15 protein-coding genes are annotated in these 17,914 nt (G+C 70.4%); 11 read left to right on the plus strand and 4 right to left on the minus strand.

What is annotated here, in order from left to right; all coding sequences use genetic code 11:
- Positions 1–76 precede the first annotated feature (76 nt).
- From rapZ to ACZ53K_RS03360, 11 genes are all read left to right on the plus strand, one after another.
- Entirely contained in the window at positions 77–967 is an 891-nt protein-coding gene (rapZ, locus tag ACZ53K_RS03310; RefSeq protein WP_468831903.1) for an RNase adapter RapZ, read from the plus strand.
- A complete protein-coding gene (locus ACZ53K_RS03315) occupies positions 964–2,028 on the plus strand; it encodes a gluconeogenesis factor YvcK family protein (RefSeq protein WP_468831463.1) in 1,065 nt (354 codons plus the stop codon). Before rapZ ends, ACZ53K_RS03315 begins: the two co-directional genes overlap by 4 nt.
- The gene (gene whiA / locus ACZ53K_RS03320; RefSeq protein ID WP_003987139.1) at positions 2,019–3,008 is read left to right on the plus strand and encodes a DNA-binding protein WhiA; all 990 of its coding nucleotides are present in this window, start codon (positions 2,019–2,021) and stop codon (positions 3,006–3,008) included. The genes ACZ53K_RS03315 and whiA overlap by 10 nt, the downstream gene beginning before the upstream one ends.
- A gap of 786 nt (positions 3,009–3,794) precedes the next feature.
- Positions 3,795–6,752: a M14 family metallopeptidase gene (locus ACZ53K_RS03325; RefSeq protein WP_468831467.1), complete on the plus strand. Its 2,958-nt coding sequence runs from the start codon at positions 3,795–3,797 to the stop codon at positions 6,750–6,752.
- 171 nt (positions 6,753–6,923) lie between these two features.
- Positions 6,924–7,928: a type I glyceraldehyde-3-phosphate dehydrogenase gene (gene gap / locus ACZ53K_RS03330; protein ID WP_030017967.1), complete on the plus strand. Its 1,005-nt coding sequence runs from the start codon at positions 6,924–6,926 to the stop codon at positions 7,926–7,928.
- A gap of 114 nt (positions 7,929–8,042) precedes the next feature.
- Positions 8,043–9,254 carry a phosphoglycerate kinase gene (locus ACZ53K_RS03335; RefSeq protein WP_468831471.1) on the plus strand — a complete coding sequence of 404 codons (1,212 nt, stop codon included), beginning with the start codon at positions 8,043–8,045 and terminating at the stop codon, positions 9,252–9,254.
- A 6-nt stretch (positions 9,255–9,260) separates the two neighbouring features.
- Positions 9,261–10,037 carry a triose-phosphate isomerase gene (gene tpiA / locus ACZ53K_RS03340; protein ID WP_468831474.1) on the plus strand — a complete coding sequence of 259 codons (777 nt, stop codon included), beginning with the start codon at positions 9,261–9,263 and terminating at the stop codon, positions 10,035–10,037.
- A 133-nt stretch (positions 10,038–10,170) separates the two neighbouring features.
- Positions 10,171–10,407, plus strand: a complete 237-nt coding sequence (gene secG / locus ACZ53K_RS03345; RefSeq protein WP_003986537.1) for a preprotein translocase subunit SecG — start codon at positions 10,171–10,173, stop codon at positions 10,405–10,407.
- 157 nt (positions 10,408–10,564) lie between these two features.
- Positions 10,565–10,900, plus strand: a complete 336-nt coding sequence (locus tag ACZ53K_RS03350; protein ID WP_003986538.1) for an RNA polymerase-binding protein RbpA — start codon at positions 10,565–10,567, stop codon at positions 10,898–10,900.
- Positions 10,901–11,137: 237 nt separating this feature from the next.
- The gene (pgi, locus tag ACZ53K_RS03355) at positions 11,138–12,790 is read left to right on the plus strand and encodes a glucose-6-phosphate isomerase (RefSeq protein WP_468831905.1); all 1,653 of its coding nucleotides are present in this window, start codon (positions 11,138–11,140) and stop codon (positions 12,788–12,790) included.
- Entirely contained in the window at positions 12,790–13,053 is a 264-nt protein-coding gene (locus ACZ53K_RS03360) for a hypothetical protein (protein ID WP_468831478.1), read from the plus strand. Before pgi ends, ACZ53K_RS03360 begins: the two co-directional genes overlap by 1 nt.
- A gap of 329 nt (positions 13,054–13,382) precedes the next feature.
- Here the strand turns inward: ACZ53K_RS03360 and pgl are convergent, their stop codons facing one another.
- Genes pgl through tal form a run of 4 tightly spaced genes read right to left on the minus strand, consistent with a single transcriptional unit; the run spans position 13,383 to position 17,913 of the window.
- Complete coding sequence (pgl, locus tag ACZ53K_RS03365) at positions 13,383–14,165, minus strand: 6-phosphogluconolactonase (RefSeq protein ID WP_468831481.1); 783 nt, start codon at positions 14,163–14,165, stop codon at positions 13,383–13,385.
- Positions 14,162–15,268, minus strand: coding sequence for a glucose-6-phosphate dehydrogenase assembly protein OpcA (opcA, locus tag ACZ53K_RS03370; RefSeq protein ID WP_468831484.1), 1,107 nt, complete (start codon positions 15,266–15,268; stop codon positions 14,162–14,164). The genes pgl and opcA overlap by 4 nt, the downstream gene beginning before the upstream one ends.
- Positions 15,265–16,788 (minus strand): glucose-6-phosphate dehydrogenase, encoded by a 1,524-nt coding sequence (zwf, locus tag ACZ53K_RS03375; protein ID WP_468831487.1) that lies wholly within the window; start codon positions 16,786–16,788, stop codon positions 15,265–15,267. The genes opcA and zwf overlap by 4 nt, the downstream gene beginning before the upstream one ends.
- A 6-nt stretch (positions 16,789–16,794) precedes the next feature.
- On the minus strand, positions 16,795–17,913 hold the full coding sequence (tal, locus tag ACZ53K_RS03380) for a transaldolase (RefSeq protein WP_468831490.1): 1,119 nt from the start codon (positions 17,911–17,913) through the stop codon (positions 16,795–16,797).
- Position 17,914 lies beyond the last annotated feature (1 nt).

Genomic DNA, 17,914 nt, shown 5'->3' on the forward strand with positions numbered 1-17,914 from the left:
CGACACGCGGGAAGCGCAGGACACCCGGCCTCCCCGCAAGACCGAAAGAGACGGTGCACAGGTGAGTACGGGCACGATGCGCGATGCCGACACGGGCGAGAGCGCCGCCATCCCCGAGTTGGTGATCATCTCCGGGATGTCCGGGGCCGGCCGCAGCACAGCCGCCAAGTGCCTGGAGGACCTCGGCTGGTTCGTCGTCGACAACATCCCGCCCGAGCTGATCCCGCCCATGGTCGAACTGGGCGCCCGCTCGCAGGGCAACGTGGCCCGGATCGCCGTCGTCGTCGACGTCCGCGGCCGGCGCTTCTTCGACAACCTCAAGCAGTCCCTGGCCACCCTCGACGCCCAGAACGTCAAGCGCCGCATCGTCTTCCTGGAATCCTCCGACGAAGCCCTGGTGCGCCGCTTCGAATCCGTACGCCGCCCGCACCCCCTCCAGGGTGACGGCCGCATCGTCGACGGCATCGCCGCCGAACGCGACCTGCTGCGCGAGCTGCGCGGCGACGCCGACCTGGTCATCGACACCTCCAGCCTGAACGTCCACGAACTGCGCGCCAAGATGGACGCCCAGTTCGCCGGCGAAGAGGTGCCCGAGCTGCGGGCCACGGTCATGTCCTTCGGCTTCAAGTACGGCCTGCCCGTCGACGCCGACATGGTCATCGACTGCCGCTTCATCCCCAACCCGCACTGGGTCCCGGAGCTGCGCCCCTACACCGGCCTGAACGACGAGGTCTCCGGCTACGTCTTCGGCCAGCCCGGCGCCAAGGAGTTCCTGGACGGCTACGCGGAGCTGCTGCGCATCGTCGCCGAGGGCTACCGCCGCGAGGGCAAGCGGTACGTCACCATCGCGGTCGGCTGTACGGGCGGCAAGCACCGCAGCGTCGCCATGTCCGAGAAGCTGGCCCACCGCCTGGTCTCCGAAGGCGTCGAGACCGTCGTCGTCCACCGGGACATGGGGCGCGAATGACCGCCCGTCCCCTGCGGCTGCGCCGGGTCCGCAAGCTGGTCCCGGGCAGCCGCTCCGGCAAGGGCGCCACGCCCAAGGTCGTGGCGCTCGGCGGCGGCATGGGCCTGTCCGCCTCGCTGGCCGCGCTGCGCCGCATCACCGGCGACCTGACCGCCGTGGTCACCGTCGCCGACGACGGCGGCTCCAGCGGGCGGCTGCGCGACGAGCTGGGCGTACTGCCGCCCGGCGACCTGCGCAAGGCACTGGCCGCGCTGTGCGGGGACGACGACTGGGGCCAGACCTGGTCCCGGGTGATCCAGCACCGCTTCACCAGCGAAGGCGAACTGCACGACCACGCCGTCGGCAACCTCCTCATCGTCGCCCTGTGGGAACAGCTCGGCGACCACGTGAAGGCCCTCGACCTGGTCGGCAAGCTGCTCGGCGCACACGGCCGGGTGCTGCCCATGTCCGCCGTACCGCTGGAGCTCCAGGCCCTGGTCAAGGGCCACGACGAGACCCGCCCGGACGACATCACCACGGTCCGCGGCCAGGCCACGGTCGCGCTCACCCCCGGCGAGGTGCAGTCCGTGCACGTCGTCCCGGAGGACCCGCCCGCGGTGCCCGAGGCCGTCGCCGCGGTCCGCGACGCGGACTGGGTGGTGCTCGGCCCCGGCTCCTGGTTCTCCTCCGTCATCCCGCACCTGCTCGTGCCCGAGCTGCGCGAGGCACTGGAGGAGACCAAGGCCCGCAAGGTCCTCGCACTGAACCTGGCACCCCAGCCGGGCGAAACCGATGGCTTTTCCCCGCAGCGTCATTTGGAGGTTTTGGCCCGACACGCCCCTAAACTCGCCTTCGACGTGGTGCTGGCCGACCGGGCCGCCGTGCCCGACATCGAGAGCCTGACCGTCGCTGCCAAGCAGCTCGTCGGCAGCGAGGTCGAGCTGGCGGCGGTCGCCGCGCCCGGCAGCCCCTGCGGCACGGCGGAGACCCACAAGGGTGCCGCCCGGCACGACCCGGAGCTGCTGGCCGCCGCGTACGACCGTATTTTTCGGATGCATGGAAGGATCGGCCCATGGCGATGACGGCAGCGGTGAAGGATGAAATCTCCCGGCTCCCCGTCACCCGGACCTGCTGCCGGAAGTCGGAGGTCTCGTCGATCCTGCGGTTCGCGGGCGGTCTGCACCTGGTCAGCGGGCGCATCGTGATCGAGGCGGAGCTGGACACGGGCATCGCCGCCCGGCGGCTGCGCAAGGACATCCTGGAGATCTTCGGCCACTCCTCCGACCTGGTGGTGATGGCCCCCGGCGGACTCCGGCGCGGCAGCCGCTACGTCGTACGGGTCGTCGCCGGCGGCGACCAGCTCGCCCGCCAGACCGGCCTGGTCGACGGCCGCGGCCGGCCCATCCGCGGCCTGCCCCCGCAGGTGGTCTCGGGGGCCACCTGCGACGCCGAGGCGGCCTGGCGCGGAGCGTTCCTCGCCCACGGCTCGCTCACCGAACCCGGCCGCTCCTCCTCCCTGGAGGTCACCTGCCCCGGCCCCGAGGCGGCCCTCGCACTGGTCGGCGCCGCCCGCCGGCTCGGCATCGGCGCCAAGGCCCGCGAGGTGCGCGGGGTGGACCGCGTGGTCGTCCGTGACGGTGATGCGATTGGCGCGCTGTTGACGCGCCTCGGTGCGCATGAGTCCGTACTCGCCTGGGAAGAGCGGCGGATGCGCCGCGAGGTCCGCGCCACGGCCAACCGCCTCGCCAACTTCGACGACGCCAACCTCCGCCGCTCGGCGCGCGCCGCGGTCGCCGCGGGCGCCCGGGTCCAGCGCGCCCTGGAGATCCTCGGCGAGGAGGTCCCCGAGCACCTGGCCGCGGCGGGCCGCCTCCGCATGGACCACAAGCAGGCCTCCCTGGAGGAACTGGGCGCCCTCGCCGACCCGCCCCTGACCAAGGACGCCGTCGCCGGCCGCATCCGCCGCCTCCTGGCGATGGCCGACAAGCGCGCCCAGGACCTGGGCATCCCCGGCACGGAGTCCAACCTGTCGGAGGAGATGGCGGACGGGATGGTCGGCTGAGATGGCGCGTTCCGCGCCGGAAGCCGGGTAGGGGTTTCGCCGCCCGGTGGCGGGCTGGGCGCCGTGGCCGAGTGGTTGTCCGTGCCGGGTGGCGCTCTCCTCGGTCCGCTCACGTGAGCGGTCCTCCAGACTCCGTCCTACGGCCCGCCCCCTTCTGCCGTACGGCGACCGACGGCCGGTGGGGGCAGACGCCCCCCACCCACGCACGTGTCAGGCTGACGCGTACGGGAGGGTGCGGGACCGGAGGACGAAGTCTGTAGGGCCCGGGCCCGCCTCACCGCGGTACCGAGAGGTTTCGACGGCCGGTGCCGGGCCGACCGCCGTGGCCGACTTGCTGCCCGTGCCGGTGCCGCCGGCCCGCACTCGGGCACGGGAGCGGTCCTCCAGACTTCGTCCTACGGCCCGCTCCCTCCTGCCGTATGGCGACTGACGGCCGGTGGGGGCAGGCGTCCCCTACCCACGTACGTGCCAGCCTGACGCGTACGGGAGGGTGCGGGACCGGAGGACGAAGTCTGTAGGGCCCGGACCCGCGCCACCCGTCCGTACGGACCGGTACGGCGGTCGACCGCGGAGGGGGCAGGTGCCTTTCGGGGCCGACCCCGCCCGGCGGTCACTTCCCGGGAACGGCGCTCGCGTCGGCGGTTCGCCGCGGAGCGGTGAACCGGTGAGCTTCTCGGCCACACCGGTCACACCGGCCATTCGCCACACCCTGTATTGACATGATCATGCAGCGTGACCAGTCTGTCGAACGCGCATTCACGAGAGGGACGTCGGCAAGGGGGGCTCATGAGACGCAGGGCGAGATCCTTACTCGCGGCGGCATCGTTGCTGCTGGGAGGGCTGGTGGCGGCGCCGGCCGCGCAGGCGCGGCCAGGGGACGGCGGGGGTGGGGACCGGGACGCCGTCGCGACCTGGACCGCCGAAGTCACCCAGGCGCAAGTGCCGCTGCTGCTCAAGGCGGGGGTGGATGGTCACGAGCTGAGCGCGCAGGTGCCGAAGACCGGTAAGGCGGAGGTCGAGGTGTACCTCTCCGCCGGGCAGGCCGCAGGACTGCGCCGGCAGGGCGTGGAGCTGACGCGCAGGACCGTTCCCGCGGAGACGCAGCGCAAGCTGCAGGCACAGGGTGACCGGGTCTTCCGCCCCTACATGGGCCCCAACGGCCTGATGAAGGAGATGATCGACACCGCGCGCTTCAACCGTAAGCTCGCGAAAGTCGTCAGCATCGGCAAGACCGTCAAGGGCCGCGACATCATGGCCCTGAAGCTCACCAAGAACGCCGACACGACCGCGGACGGCGCCAAGCCCGCGGTGCTGTACATGTCCAACCAGCACGCGCGGGAGTGGATCACTCCCGAGATGACCCGCCGGCTGATGCAGTACTACCTGGCCGGGTATGGCAAGGACCCGCGGCTGACCAGGATTCTCGACACCACCGAGCTGTGGTTCGTGCTCTCCGCCAACCCGGACGGTTACGACTACACCTTCGAGGGTCCGCAGAGCCGGCTGTGGCGCAAGAACCTGCGGGACAACAACGGCGACGGCAAGATCACGCCTGGCGACGGCGTCGACCTCAACCGGAATTTCTCCTACAAGTGGGGCTACGACAACGAGGGTTCGTCGCCGAACCCGGCGGGCGAGACCTACCGTGGCCCGGCCGCCGCCTCCGAGCCCGAGACCAAGGCGCTGGACGCCTTCGAGAAGCGCATCGGGTTCCGGTACGCCATCAACTACCACTCCGCCGCCGAGTTGATCCTCTACGGCGTCGGCTGGCAGGTGGCCACCCCGACCCCCGACGACGTCCTCTACCGGGCCCTGGCCGGTACGCCGGAGAAGCCCGCGATCCCCGGTTACCGTCCGCAGGTCTCCTCCGAGCTGTACATCACCAACGGCGAGGCCGACGGCCACGCGTCCAACGTCAACGGCATCCCCATGTTCACCCCGGAGATGTCGACCTGTCAGACGGCGTCCAACGCCGATCCGAACGACGAGTGGAACGCCGCCGACTGCCAGTCCGTCTTCAACTTTCCCGACTCGGAGAAGCTGATCCAGGCGGAGTTCGCGAAGAACATCCCCTTCGCGCTCTCCGTCGCGGAGAGCGCTCGGCGCCCTGACCAGCCGGTTTCGTCCGTGGGCCTGAAGGCGCCCGACTTCACCCCGCACGCGTTCACCACCTCCTACGCCCGCGGCGAGGACCAGGAAGTCGCGGTCACCGCGCGCAAGTCCGTACGCGACAAGGAGCTCAACTACCGCGTCAACGGCGGCCGCCGGCACACCGAGGAGCTGGAGGCGTGGGAGGGGGGCGAGACCTACGGGGGTGAGGACAACCTCCACTTCGACCAGTACCGGGCGTCCGTCGAGGGGGCCGATCCGGGGGACGAGGTCGAGGTCTGGTTCTCCGGCCGTACGCGGGACGGCAAGGCCACCACGAGTGAACCTTTCACCTACACCGTCGCCGAGCGGCCGCGCGCCGACACCCTCGTGCTCGCCGAGGAGGGCGGCACCGCTCCGGCGCAGCACACCGCCGCCTACACCAAGGCGCTCGCCGCCAACGGCCACCGCGCCGCGGTCTGGGACGTGTCCCGGCAGGGCGCCCCGGACGCGCTCGGCGTCCTGAGCCACTTCGGGAACGTCGTCTGGTACACCGGCGCAGGCCGGCCGGGCGGTGCCACCCTGCTGGCCGTACGCGACTACGTCAACGAAGGCGGCAAGCTGATCACCGCGGGGGAGCAGGCGGGCGGCAGTGCCGTGGTCGGCCGGGCCGTGACCGACGACTTCAGCCAGTACTACCTGGGCGCCGGCAGCCGCGTACCGGTCAAGAACCCGCCCGCCTTCAAGGGCGCCGGCAAGCTGGCCGGGACCGAGGTGAAGCTGGGGGACGCGCCGGGCAACCCACTGGACTCCGCGGGTGCCCACTCGGTGATCTCCGATGAGCTGCCGCCGGCCACGTTCCCGCAGTTCGCCAGCGCCGCGGCCGGTGACTACCCGGGCGTACGGACGCCGTTCCAGCCGTATGAGGGCGACTGGTTCGCCGCCGCACAGCACCGCGACAGCTCGTACATGCGGCTTTCCCGGACCGTGGACCTGACCGGCGTGACCGCGGCCGACCGGCCGACGCTGCGGTTCATGCTCAGCCACGACACCGAGGCCGGGTACGACAACGCCGTCGTCGAGGCGCACACCGCCGGCCAGGACGACTGGACGACGCTGCCCGACGCGAACGGCGGCACCGGCACCGGCGTACCCGCGGAGTGCGGAGCCGGTTACTACCTGGCCACCCACCCCTTCCTCCAGCACTACCTGACCCGTACCGGCACCGAGTGCCGCAACACCGGCACCACCGGCGCGTGGCACCGCTTCACCGGCGCCTCGGACGGCTGGCGACCGGTCGCCGTCGACCTGTCCGCCTACGCGGGGCGGCGCGTCGAGCTGGCGCTCTCCTACATCACCGACCCCGGCACCGGCGGCCGCGGCGTCTTCGCCGACAACACCAGGCTCACCTCCGGCACCGGCGGCGAGCCGCTGGAGGGCTTCGAGACCTCCCTCGGGCCGTGGACCGTCCCCGGGCCGCCCGCCGGCAGCCCGCCCGCCTCGGGCGACTGGGTCAGGTCCAAGGAGCTGTTCCGGGCCGCCGGTGCGGTGACCACCCGGAACACCGTTCTGCTGGGCTTCGGCCTGGAGCACGTACAGACCGCCACGGAACGGGCGCAACTGACCGGTGCGGCGCTCAAGGCGCTCGACGGCTGACCGCGCCCGTACTCTCTCGGCGAACAGGGCGGCCCGCGGCCCCAGAGTGGGCCCGGGCCGCCCCTGTCAATGTCACGTACGTCTCGTATTGGGGGTAGGGTCGGAGGCGGTCGGGGACATCCCATACAGCTCGCCGGTACTGCACCGGCGCACCAACGAGGAGATCGGTTCGTGACGATCCGCGTAGGCATCAACGGATTCGGCCGCATTGGTCGCAACTACTTCCGCGCGCTCCTGGAGCAGGGTGCGGACATCGAGATCGTCGGTGTCAACGACCTGACCGACAACGCCACCCTGGTTCACCTGCTGAAGTACGACACCATCCTGGGTCGCCTGAAGCACGACGTCAGCCACACCGACGACACCATCACGGTCGGCAAGCAGACCTTCAAGACGATGGCCGAGCGCGACCCCGCCAACCTGCCCTGGGGCGAGCTGGGCGCCGACATCGTCATCGAGTCGACCGGCATCTTCACCAAGAAGGCCGACGCCGAGAAGCACATCCAGGCCGGCGCCAAGAAGGTCCTGATCTCCGCGCCCGCCAAGGGCGAGGACATCACGATCGTGATGGGCGTCAACCAGGACAAGTACGACGCGGCCAACCACCACGTCATCTCCAACGCCTCCTGCACCACCAACTGCGTGGCGCCGATGGCCAAGGTTCTCGACGAGAACTTCGGCATCGTCAAGGGCCTGATGACGACCGTCCACGCGTACACCAACGACCAGCGCATCCTGGACTTCCCGCACTCGGACCTGCGCCGCGCCCGCGCCGCCGCGGAGAACATCATCCCGACCACGACCGGTGCCGCCAAGGCCACCGCGCTGGTCCTCCCGCAGCTGGAGGGCAAGCTGGACGGCATCGCCATGCGCGTCCCGGTCCCCACCGGCTCCGTGACCGACCTGGTCATCGAGCTGGAGCGCGAGGTCACCAAGGACGAGATCAACGCCGCCTTCCAGAAGGCGGCCGAGGGCCAGCTCAAGGGCATCCTGGAGTACACCGAGGACCCGATCGTCTCCTCGGACATCGTCAACTGGCCGGCCTCCTGCACCTTCGACTCCTCCCTGACGATGGCGCAGGGCAAGAGCGTCAAGGTCATCGGCTGGTACGACAACGAGTGGGGCTACTCCAACCGCCTGGTGGACCTGACCACCTTCGTCGGCGGCCAGCTCTGACACCTGCCTGACCAAGGCCAGGGCACGTAGAAGTGCGGAAGGGGCTCGTAGGGCGCACCGAAGCGCCGTACGGGCCCCCTCCCATGACCGACCTACGCAACGGAGTCACTTCGTATGAAGACGATCGACGATCTCGCCCAGGAAGGGCTGTCCGGCAAGCGGGTCTTCGTCCGCGCGGACCTCAATGTGCCGCTGGACGGCACCAGCATCACCGATGACGGCCGCATCCGCGCAGTCCAGCCGACGATCGCCAAGCTGGCCCAGCTCGGCGCCAAGGTGATCGTCGCCTCCCACCTGGGCCGTCCCAAGGGCGCCCCGGACCCGGCCTTCTCGCTGCGCCCCGCCGCCGAGCGCCTCGGTGAGCTGATCGGCCGCGACGTCGCGTTCGCCACCGACACGGTCGGCGAGTCCGCCCGCTCCGTCGTCGCCGGGCTCGGGGAGGGCGAGGTCGCCGTCCTGGAGAACCTGCGCTTCAACCCGGGCGAGACCAGCAAGGACGACGCCGAGCGCGGCGCCTTCGCGGACCAGCTCGCGGCCCTCGCGGACGTGTACGTCGGCGACGGTTTCGGCGCCGTGCACCGCAAGCACGCCTCGGTCTACGACCTGCCGGCCCGCCTGCCGCACGCCGCGGGCGACCTGATCGCCGCCGAGGTCACCGTCCTGAAGAAGCTCACCGAGGACGTCAAGCGCCCGTACGTGGTCGTGCTCGGCGGCGCCAAGGTCTCCGACAAGCTCGCCGTCATCGACGAGCTGCTCGGCAAGGCCGACCGGCTGCTGATCGGCGGCGGCATGGCGTACACCTTCCTCAAGGCCAAGGGCTACGAGGTCGGCATCTCCCTCCTCCAGGAGGACCAGATCCCGACCGTCACCGAATACATGGAGCGCGCCGAGAAGAACGGCGTCGAGCTGGTCCTGCCGGTCGACATCCTGGCCTCGGCCGACTTCCCCGACCTGAAGACGAAGGCCCCGGCCGACTTCGTCACGGTCGACGCCGACGGCATCCCCTCCGACAAGGAGGGCCTGGACATCGGCCCGAAGACCCGCGAGCTGTTCGCCTCGAAGATCGCCGACGCCGAGACCGTCTTCTGGAACGGCCCCGTCGGCGTCGCCGAGCACCCGGACTACGCCAGCGGCACCACCGCCATCGCGCGGGCCCTGCTGAACTGCGACGGTTTCACCGTCGTCGGGGGCGGCGACTCGGCCGCCGCCGTGCGCTCGCTCGGCTTCGACGAGAATGCTTTCGGCCACATCTCGACCGGTGGCGGCGCCAGCCTCGAATACCTCGAAGGCAAGACGCTCCCCGGCCTCGCCGCTCTGGAGGACTGAAGAACCGTGACTGACCGTACCCCGCTGATGGCGGGCAACTGGAAGATGAACCTCAACCACCTCGAGGCCATCGCGCACGTCCAGAAGCTCGCCTTCGCGCTCGCCGACAAGGACTACGAGGCCACCGAGGTCGCGGTCCTGCCGCCCTTCACCGACCTGCGCTCGGTGCAGACGCTGGTCGACGGCGACAAGCTCAAGATCAAGTACGGCGCCCAGGACCTCTCGGCGCACGACTCCGGCGCGTACACCGGTGAGATCTCCGGCGCCATGCTCGCCAAGCTCAAGTGCAGCTACGTGGCCATCGGCCACAGCGAGCGCCGCCAGTACCACGGCGAGAACGAAGAGATCTGCAACGCCAAGGTCAAGGCCGCCTTCCAGCACGGCATCACCCCGATCCTGTGCGTCGGCGAGGGCCTGGACGTCCGCAAGGCCGGCAACCAGGTCGAGCACACCCTCGCCCAGGTCGACGGCGGCCTCAAGGACATCCCGGCCGAGCAGGCCGAGACCATCGTCATCGCCTACGAGCCCGTCTGGGCCATCGGCACCGGCGAGGTCGCCACGCCTGAGGACGCGCAGGAGGTCTGCGGCGCGATCCGCCGCCGCCTCGCCGAGCTGTACACCCAGGAGCTGGCCGACAAGGTCCGCATCCAGTACGGCGGCTCGGTCAAGTCCGGCAACGTCGCCGCGATCATGGCGCAGCCGGACGTGGACGGCGCCCTGATCGGCGGCGCGGCGCTTGACGTGGACGAATTCGTCAAGATCGTCCGCTTCCGCGACCAGTAGCGGCTATGACGACGGGCCCGGCCCGTCGTACCCTGTCGGGGCCGGGCCCGGTGCCGTGTGCGCCGCCCGGCCCCGTACCATTCGATCTTCTTCGGTACGTCCCGTCCGCCAGTCCTAGAGAGTTGGTCCAGTCGTGGTCATCGGGTTCTCGGTAGCCCTCATCGTCTTCAGCCTGCTGCTGATGATGCTGGTGCTCATGCACAAGGGGAAGGGCGGCGGCCTGTCCGACATGTTCGGCGGCGGTATGCAGTCCTCGGTCGGCGGCTCCTCCGTCGCGGAGCGGAACCTGGACCGCATCACCATCGTGATCGCTTTGCTCTGGTTCGCCTGCATCGTCGTACTCGGCGTCCTGATGAAGCTGGACAGCTGACATACCGTCGAGGACGCGGCTTATCATGAAGGCGGCGTCCTCGGTGGGGGTGTAACTCCTGTCACTGGACGCGCGTTGGGCCTTACGTAGACTGGGGCGCTCGCAGCGCGACTGCTGTTCGATGCTTCGCAGCACCATTACGCAGGGAGTTACAACCGTGGCAAGTGGCAACGCGATCCGAGGAAGTCGGGTCGGGGCGGGGCCGATGGGGGAGGCGGAGCGGGGCGAGTCCGCACCGCGCATCCGCATCTCCTTCTGGTGCTCGAACGGGCACGAGACTCAGCCCAGCTTCGCCGGCGACGCGCAGATTCCTGACACCTGGGACTGCCCGCGCTGCGGCTTCCCGGCAGGCAAGGACCGGGACAACCCGCCGGACCCGCCGCGCACCGAACCGTACAAGACGCACCTCGCGTACGTCCGGGAGCGCAGGAGCGACGCCGACGGCGAGGCGATCCTCGCCGAGGCCCTCGCCAAGCTCCGCGGTGAGATCTGACGGACCAGCACACCTCGACGACCGGCCCGGCCGGAGGCAACCGCCCTCCAGGCCGGGCCGTCCGCGTATCCGGCCTGCGGCCGGGAAACGGCGGGAGGGACGGGCGCGTACCGGTGCGGGAGTGCCAAAACCGTTTCCCGGGGCACCGACAGCGGGGGGACACCTCATCCCGCTCCCTGATCAATTAGGTTGGGAGACGGCGGGGCCGGTACGAGAAAAAGAAGGCTGATGTCCGAGATGAACGCAGAAGGCCGCAACAGGCTCGACCAGACGCCTGAGTGGAGCGCGCTGAACAAGCACCGGGAGCAGCTGGGGGAGGTGCATCTGCGCGAGCTGTTCGACCAGGACCCGGACCGCGCCGGACGCTACACCCTCCAGGTCGGTGACCTGCACCTGGACTACTCCAAGCACCTGGTCACCGACGAGACGCTGCGCCTGCTGCGCGAGCTGGCCGCGGCCCGGGGCGTCGCCGACCTGCGGGACGCGATGTTCCGCGGCGAAAAGATCAACGTCACCGAGAACCGGGCCGTGCTGCACACCGCGCTGCGCGCCCCCGAGTCCGCCTCCGTCAAGGTCGACGGCGAGAACGTCGCCCCCGCCGTGCACTCCGTACTGCGCAAGATGCAGATCTTCACCGACCGGGTGCGCTCGGGCGAGTGGAAGGGCCACACCGGCAAGCGCATCAAGACGGTCGTCAACATCGGCATCGGCGGCTCCGACCTGGGCCCGGCCATGGCGTACGAGGCGCTGCGCGCCTACACCCACCGCGACATGCAGTTCCGCTTCGTCTCCAACGTGGACGGCGCGGACCTGCACGAGGCCGTCCGCGACCTCGACCCCGCGGAAACCCTCTTCATCGTCGCCTCGAAGACCTTCACCACCATCGAGACGATCACCAACGCCACCTCCGCCCGCAACTGGCTGCTGACCGGCCTGCGGGCCGGCGAGGACGCGGTGGCCAAGCACTTCGTCGCGCTGTCGACCAACGCCGAGAAGGTCGCGGACTTCGGCATCGACACCGACAACATGTTCGAGTTCTGGGACTGGGTCGGCGGCCGCTACTCCTACGACTCCGCGATCGGCCTCTCGCTCATGATCGCGATCGGCCCGGAGCGGTTCCGCGAGATGCTGGCCGGCTTCCACCTCGTCGACGAGCACTTCCGCTGCGCGCCCGCCGAGGAGAACGTCCCGCTCCTGCTCGGCCTGCTGGGCGTCTGGTACGGCAACTTCTGGGACGCCCAGTCGCACGCGGTCCTGCCGTACAGCCACTACCTCTCCAAGTTCACCGCGTACCTCCAGCAGCTCGACATGGAGTCCAACGGCAAGTCCGTGGACCGCGAGGGCAACCCGGTGCGCTGGCAGACCGGCCCCGTCGTGTGGGGCACGCCCGGCACCAACGGTCAGCACGCGTACTACCAGCTCCTCCACCAGGGCACGAAGCTCATCCCCGCCGACCTCATCGGCTTCGCCAAGCCGGTCGAGGACCTCCTGCCGGGCCTGGTGGGCCAGCACGACCTCCTGATGGCCAACCTCTTCGCCCAGGGCCAGGCACTGGCCTTCGGCAAGACCCCCGACGAGGTACGCGCCGAGGGCGTACCCGAGGAACTGGTCACCCACAAGACCTTCCAGGGCAACCGCCCCACCACCACGATCCTCGCCGAGGAACTGACCCCGTCCGTCCTGGGCCAGCTCATCGCACTGTACGAACACAAGGTGTTCGTCCAGGGCGCGATCTGGAACATCGACTCCTTCGACCAGTGGGGCGTCGAACTCGGCAAGGTCCTGGCGAAGCGGGTCGAGCCCGCGCTGACCGAGGGCGCGGACGTCGAGGGCCTGGACGCCTCGACGAAGTCCCTGGTCGCCACGTACCGCGCGATGCGGGGCCGCTGATGGCGGCGGAGGAGGAGGTTCTGGCGGAGTTCCTGGACCTCCTCACCCCCGAGAACCGCGACTGGCTCCAGAGCCGCCCGCAGGCCCGGCAGCGCGAAGTGGCGGCCCGTCACCTCGCCGTCGTCCAGGGCGACAAGGAGCACGGCCTGGGCACGTACGACACCCACGACACGGAGGTGGAGGGCGTCGCGGTCGGCGACCTCCAGGACCCCGGCCACCTCGCCAACGCGATGGTCCGCCAGGAGCGTGAGCGGAGGCCGTGACCGGCTGAGCACGACGGCGGGTGGCGCGGGCCCGGGCCCTGCAGACTTCGTCCTCCGGTCCCGCACCCCACCCCGTACGCGTCAGCCTGACACGTACGGGGTGGGGGGCGCCTGCCCCCGCCGGCCGTCGATCGCCGTACGGCGGGAGGGGGCGGGCCGTAGGACGGAGTCTGGAAGACCGGTCCCGTGCCAGGGCCGAGGAGAGTGCCACCCGGCACGGACCATCAGTCGGCCACGGCGCCCGGCCCCCACCCGCCGTCGAAACCCAGGCGGTACGACAACGGCCCCGTTCCCACCCGGGAACGGGGCCGTTCGCCAATACGGCGGTGTCAGGCCGACGCGGGCGGATACAACCCCCGCGGCAACTGCGACGCGGCCGCCTCGTCCAGGAGCCACAGCGTGCGGCTGCGGCCGTACGCGCCTGCTGCCGGGGCCTGGATCTCCCCGGCGCCGGAGAGCGCCATCGCCGTGGCCTTCGCCTTGTCCTCGCCCGCCGCGAGCAGCCAGACCTCACGTGCCGCGCGGATCGCGGGGAGGGTCAGGGAGATGCGGGTGGGCGGGGGCTTGGGGGCGCCGTGTACGGCGACGACCGGGCGTTCCGTCTCCCGGACGGCGGGCAGCTCGGGGAAGAGCGACGCGACGTGGGTGTCCGGGCCGACGCCCAGCAGGAGGACGTCGAAGGACGGGACGGGGCCGTGGTCCTCGGGGCCCGCCGCGGCGCCCAGTTCTACCGCGTACGCTTCCGCCGCGGCGTCCGCGTCATTGCCGTACGGGCCGTTGGACGGGGCCATCGCGTGCACCCGGGCCGGGTCCACCGGAACGCTGTCCAGCAGGGCCTCGCGGGCCTGCGTGTAGTTGCGTTCCGGGTCGCCGTCCGGCAGGAACCGTTCGTCGCCCCACCACAGGTCGAGGCGGGACCAGTCCACCGCGTCCCGGGCGGGCGCCTCGGCGAGGGCCGCGAGCAGCCCGTTGCCGTTGCGGCCGCCCGTCAGGACGACGGAGGCGGAGCCGCGGGCGGCCTGGGCGTCCACGATCTTCGTGATCAGCCGGGCCGCCGCGGCCTTGGCCATCAGTTCCTTGTCGCGGTGGACGACGACCTGCGGCGCGCTCACTCGGAGGCCGCCTTGGAGGCCGCCTTCTTGGAGGCGGACTTCTTGGCGGGGGCCTTGGCCTTGGGTTCGGAGGAATCGGACTTGGCCTCCGCCGTTTCCGTCGCTCCCGCCGCGTCAGCGGCCGGCTCGTCGGAGGACGCCGCCGCCTTCGCGGCCAGCGGCGTCTGTGCCCGCTGCGGCTCGCCGAGCCGGTCGACGCCGTACTTCAGCGCGGAGGCGTACGTGTCGTCCGGGTCGAGTCGCCGCAGCTCCTCCGCCAGGAGTTCCGCGGTCTCGCGCCGCTTGAGCGCGACGTTGCGGTCGGGCTGGCCCTGCATGGAGAGCGTGGCCAGTGAGCCGTCCGCGCGGTCGAGCGCGACGGGGCCGCAGTCGGTTTCCATCCGGACGGCGGTCAGGCCGGGGCCGGCCGAGAGCAGCCGTCGGACGGGGACGCCGAGGCGGTCCGCGAGCCACATGCCGAGGAGTTCGACGCTGGGGTTGAACTCTTCGCCCTCGACCTCGACCTCGGCGACCTTGCAGGGCAGCTGGTCGAGCGCCGCGGCCAGCATCGAGCGCCAGGGCGTGATGCGGGTCCAGGACAGGTCCGTGTCGCCGGGCGAGTACGCGTCGGCGCGTTCGGCCAGTTCCCGGATGGGGTTCTCGGCGGTGTACATGTCGGTGACGCGCCGCTGGGCGAGCGCGCCGAGCGGGTCGCGCGCGGCGTCCACCGGGGCGTTGACCGGCCACCACACGACGACCGGCGCGTCCGGCAGGAGCAGCGGCAGGACGACGGACTGGGCGTGGTTGATGGCCTCGCCGTAGAGCCGCAGTACGACCGTCTCGCCGGTGCCGGCGTCCGCGCCGACGCGGACCTCGGCGTCCAGGCGGGCCTTGGCGCGGTCGCGGGGCGACCGGCTGACGCGCTTGATGACGACGAGGGTGCGCGAGGGGTGCTCGCGGGACGCTTCGTTGGCGGCCTTCAGGGCGTCGTAGGCGTTCTCCTCGTCGGTGACGATGACGAGGGTGAGCACCATGCCGATGGCGGGGGTGCCGATGGTACGACGGCCCTGGACCAGCGCCTTGTTGACCTTGCTGGCCGTGGTTTCCGTCAGGTCGATCTTCATGGCCGACGCCAGCTCCGTCCGTCTCGTGCGAGCATTTCGTCCGCCTCGTCCGGTCCCCAGGTCCCGGCCGCGTACTGCGCGGGCTTGCCGTGCTCGTCCCAGTACTGCTCGATCGGGTCGAGAATCCGCCAGGACTGTTCGACCTCCTCGACGCGCGGGAAGAGGTTGGCGTCGCCGAGCAGTACGTCCAGGATCAGACGCTCGTACGCCTCCGGGCTGGACTCGGTGAAGGACTCGCCGTACGCGAAGTCCATCGAGACGTCCCGTACCTCCATGGAGGTGCCGGGCACCTTCGAGCCGAATCGCATGGTCACGCCTTCGTCCGGCTGGACGCGGATGACCAGGGCGTTCTGCCCCAGCTCTTCGGTGGCGGTGTGGTCGAAGGGGGAGTGCGGCGCGCGCTGGAAGACGACCGCGATCTCCGTGACGCGGCGGCCGAGGCGCTTGCCGGTGCGCAGGTAGAAGGGGACGCCCGCCCAGCGGCGGTTGTCTACCTCCAGTTTGACCGCGGCGTAGGTGTCGGTCCGGGACTGGGGGTCGATGCCGTCTTCCTCCAGGTAGCCGACGACCTTCTCGCCGCCCTGCCAGCCGGCCGCGTACTGGGCGCGCACGGTCTCCTTGCCCAGGTTGGCGGGGAGCCGTACGGCACCCAGGACCTTGGTCTTCTCGGCGACCAGCGCGTCCGCGTCGAAGGAGGCGGGCTCCTCCATGGCGGTCAGCGCGAGCAGCTGGAGGAGGTGGTTCTGGATGACGTCACGGGCGGCGCCGATGCCGTCGTAGTAGCCGGCCCGGCCGCCGATGCCGATGTCCTCGGCCATGGTGATCTGGATGTGGTCGACGTAGGACCGGTTCCACAGCGGCTCGAAGAGGGTGTTGGCGAAGCGGAGCGCCAGGATGTTCTGGACGGTCTCCTTGCCGAGGTAGTGGTCGATGCGGAAGACCGACTCGGGCGGGAAGACCTCGTGGACGATCCGGTTCAGTTCCTTGGCGCTGGCCAGGTCGTGGCCGAAGGGCTTCTCGATGACGGCGCGCCGCCAGCAGTCGCCCTGCTGGTCGGCCAGGCCGTGCTTCTTGAGCTGCTGGACGACGGTGGGGAAGAACTTGGGGGGCACGGACAGGTAGAAGGCGAAGTTGCCGCCGGTGCCCTGGGCCTTGTCGAGTTCCTCGATGGTGTCCTTGAGGGTTTCGAAGGCCTCGTCGTCGTCGAAGTTGCCCTGGACGAACCGGCAGCCCTGGACGAGCTGCTGCCAGACTTCCTCGCGGAACGGCGTACGGGAGTGCTGTTTGACGGCTTCGTACACCTCCTGCGCGAAGTCCTGGTGCTCCCACTCGCGGCGGGCGAAGCCGATGAGGGAGAAGCCCGGCGGCAGCAGCCCGCGGTTGGCCAGGTCGTAGACGGCAGGCATCAGCTTTTTACGGGACAAATCGCCCGTGACACCGAAGATGACCAGGCCCGACGGCCCCGCGATACGCGGGAGCCGTCGGTCTGCAGCGTCACGCAGCGGATTGCTGCTGGACAAGGTGGGTCAGCCCTCCGAAGGAGCGAGGCGCTTGAGCTCCGCCTCAGTGGACTTGAGCAGGTCGGTCCAGGACGCCTCGAACTTCTCGACGCCCTCGTCCTCCAGCACCTGCACGACGTCGTCGTACGAGATGCCGATCTTCGCCAGCGCGTCGAGGTCGGCCTGGGCCTGCTCGTAGGTGCCGCGCACCTTGTCACCGGAGATCTCGCCGTGGTCGGCGGTGGCCTCCAGGGTGGCCTCGGGCATGGTGTTGACCGTGTTCGGCGCGACCAGTTCCTCGACGTACATGGTGTCCTTGAGCGCCGGGTCCTTGACGCCGGTCGAGGCCCACAGCGGACGCTGCTTGTTGGCATGCGCCTTGTCCAGCGCGTTCCAGCGGTCAGAGGAGAAGACCTCCTCGTACGCCTGGTAGGCGAGACGCGCGTTGGCGACGGCGGCCTTGCCCTTGAGGGCCTTGGCCTCGTCGGTGCCGATGGCGTCCAGGCGCTTGTCGGTCTCGGTGTCCACGCGGGACACGAAGAAGGACGCCACCGAGTGGATCTTGGACAGGTCCAGGCCGGCGGCCTTGGCCTTCTCCAGGCCCGCCAGGTAGGCGTCCATGACCGCGCGGTAGCGCTCCAGCGAGAAGATCAGCGTGACGTTGACGCTGATGCCCCGGGCGATCGTCTCGGTGATCGCCGGCAGACCCGCCTTGGTGGCCGGGATCTTGATGAGCGCGTTGGGGCGGTCCACCAGCCAGGCCAGCTGCTTGGCCTCGGCGACGGTGGCGCGGGTGTTGTGGGCCAGGCGCGGGTCGACCTCGATGGAGACCCGGCCGTCCTGGCCGTCGGTGGCGTCGAAGACCGGGCGCAGGATGTCGGCCGCGTCCCGGACGTCCGCCGTGGTGATCATCCGGATGGCTTCCTCGACGGTCACGTCGCGGGCCGCGAGGTCGGTGAGCTGGGTGTCGTACCCGTCGCCCTGCGAGATGGCCTTCTGGAAGATCGACGGGTTGGTGGTGACACCGACGACGTGCTGCTGGTCGATCAGCTCGGCCAGGTTGCCGGACGTGATCCGCTTGCGGGACAGGTCGTCCAGCCAGATCGCGACGCCTTCGTCGGAGAGGCGCTTGAGTGCGTCTGTCATG

The sequence above is a fragment of the Streptomyces sp. NPDC033221 genome (assembly GCF_055577005.1).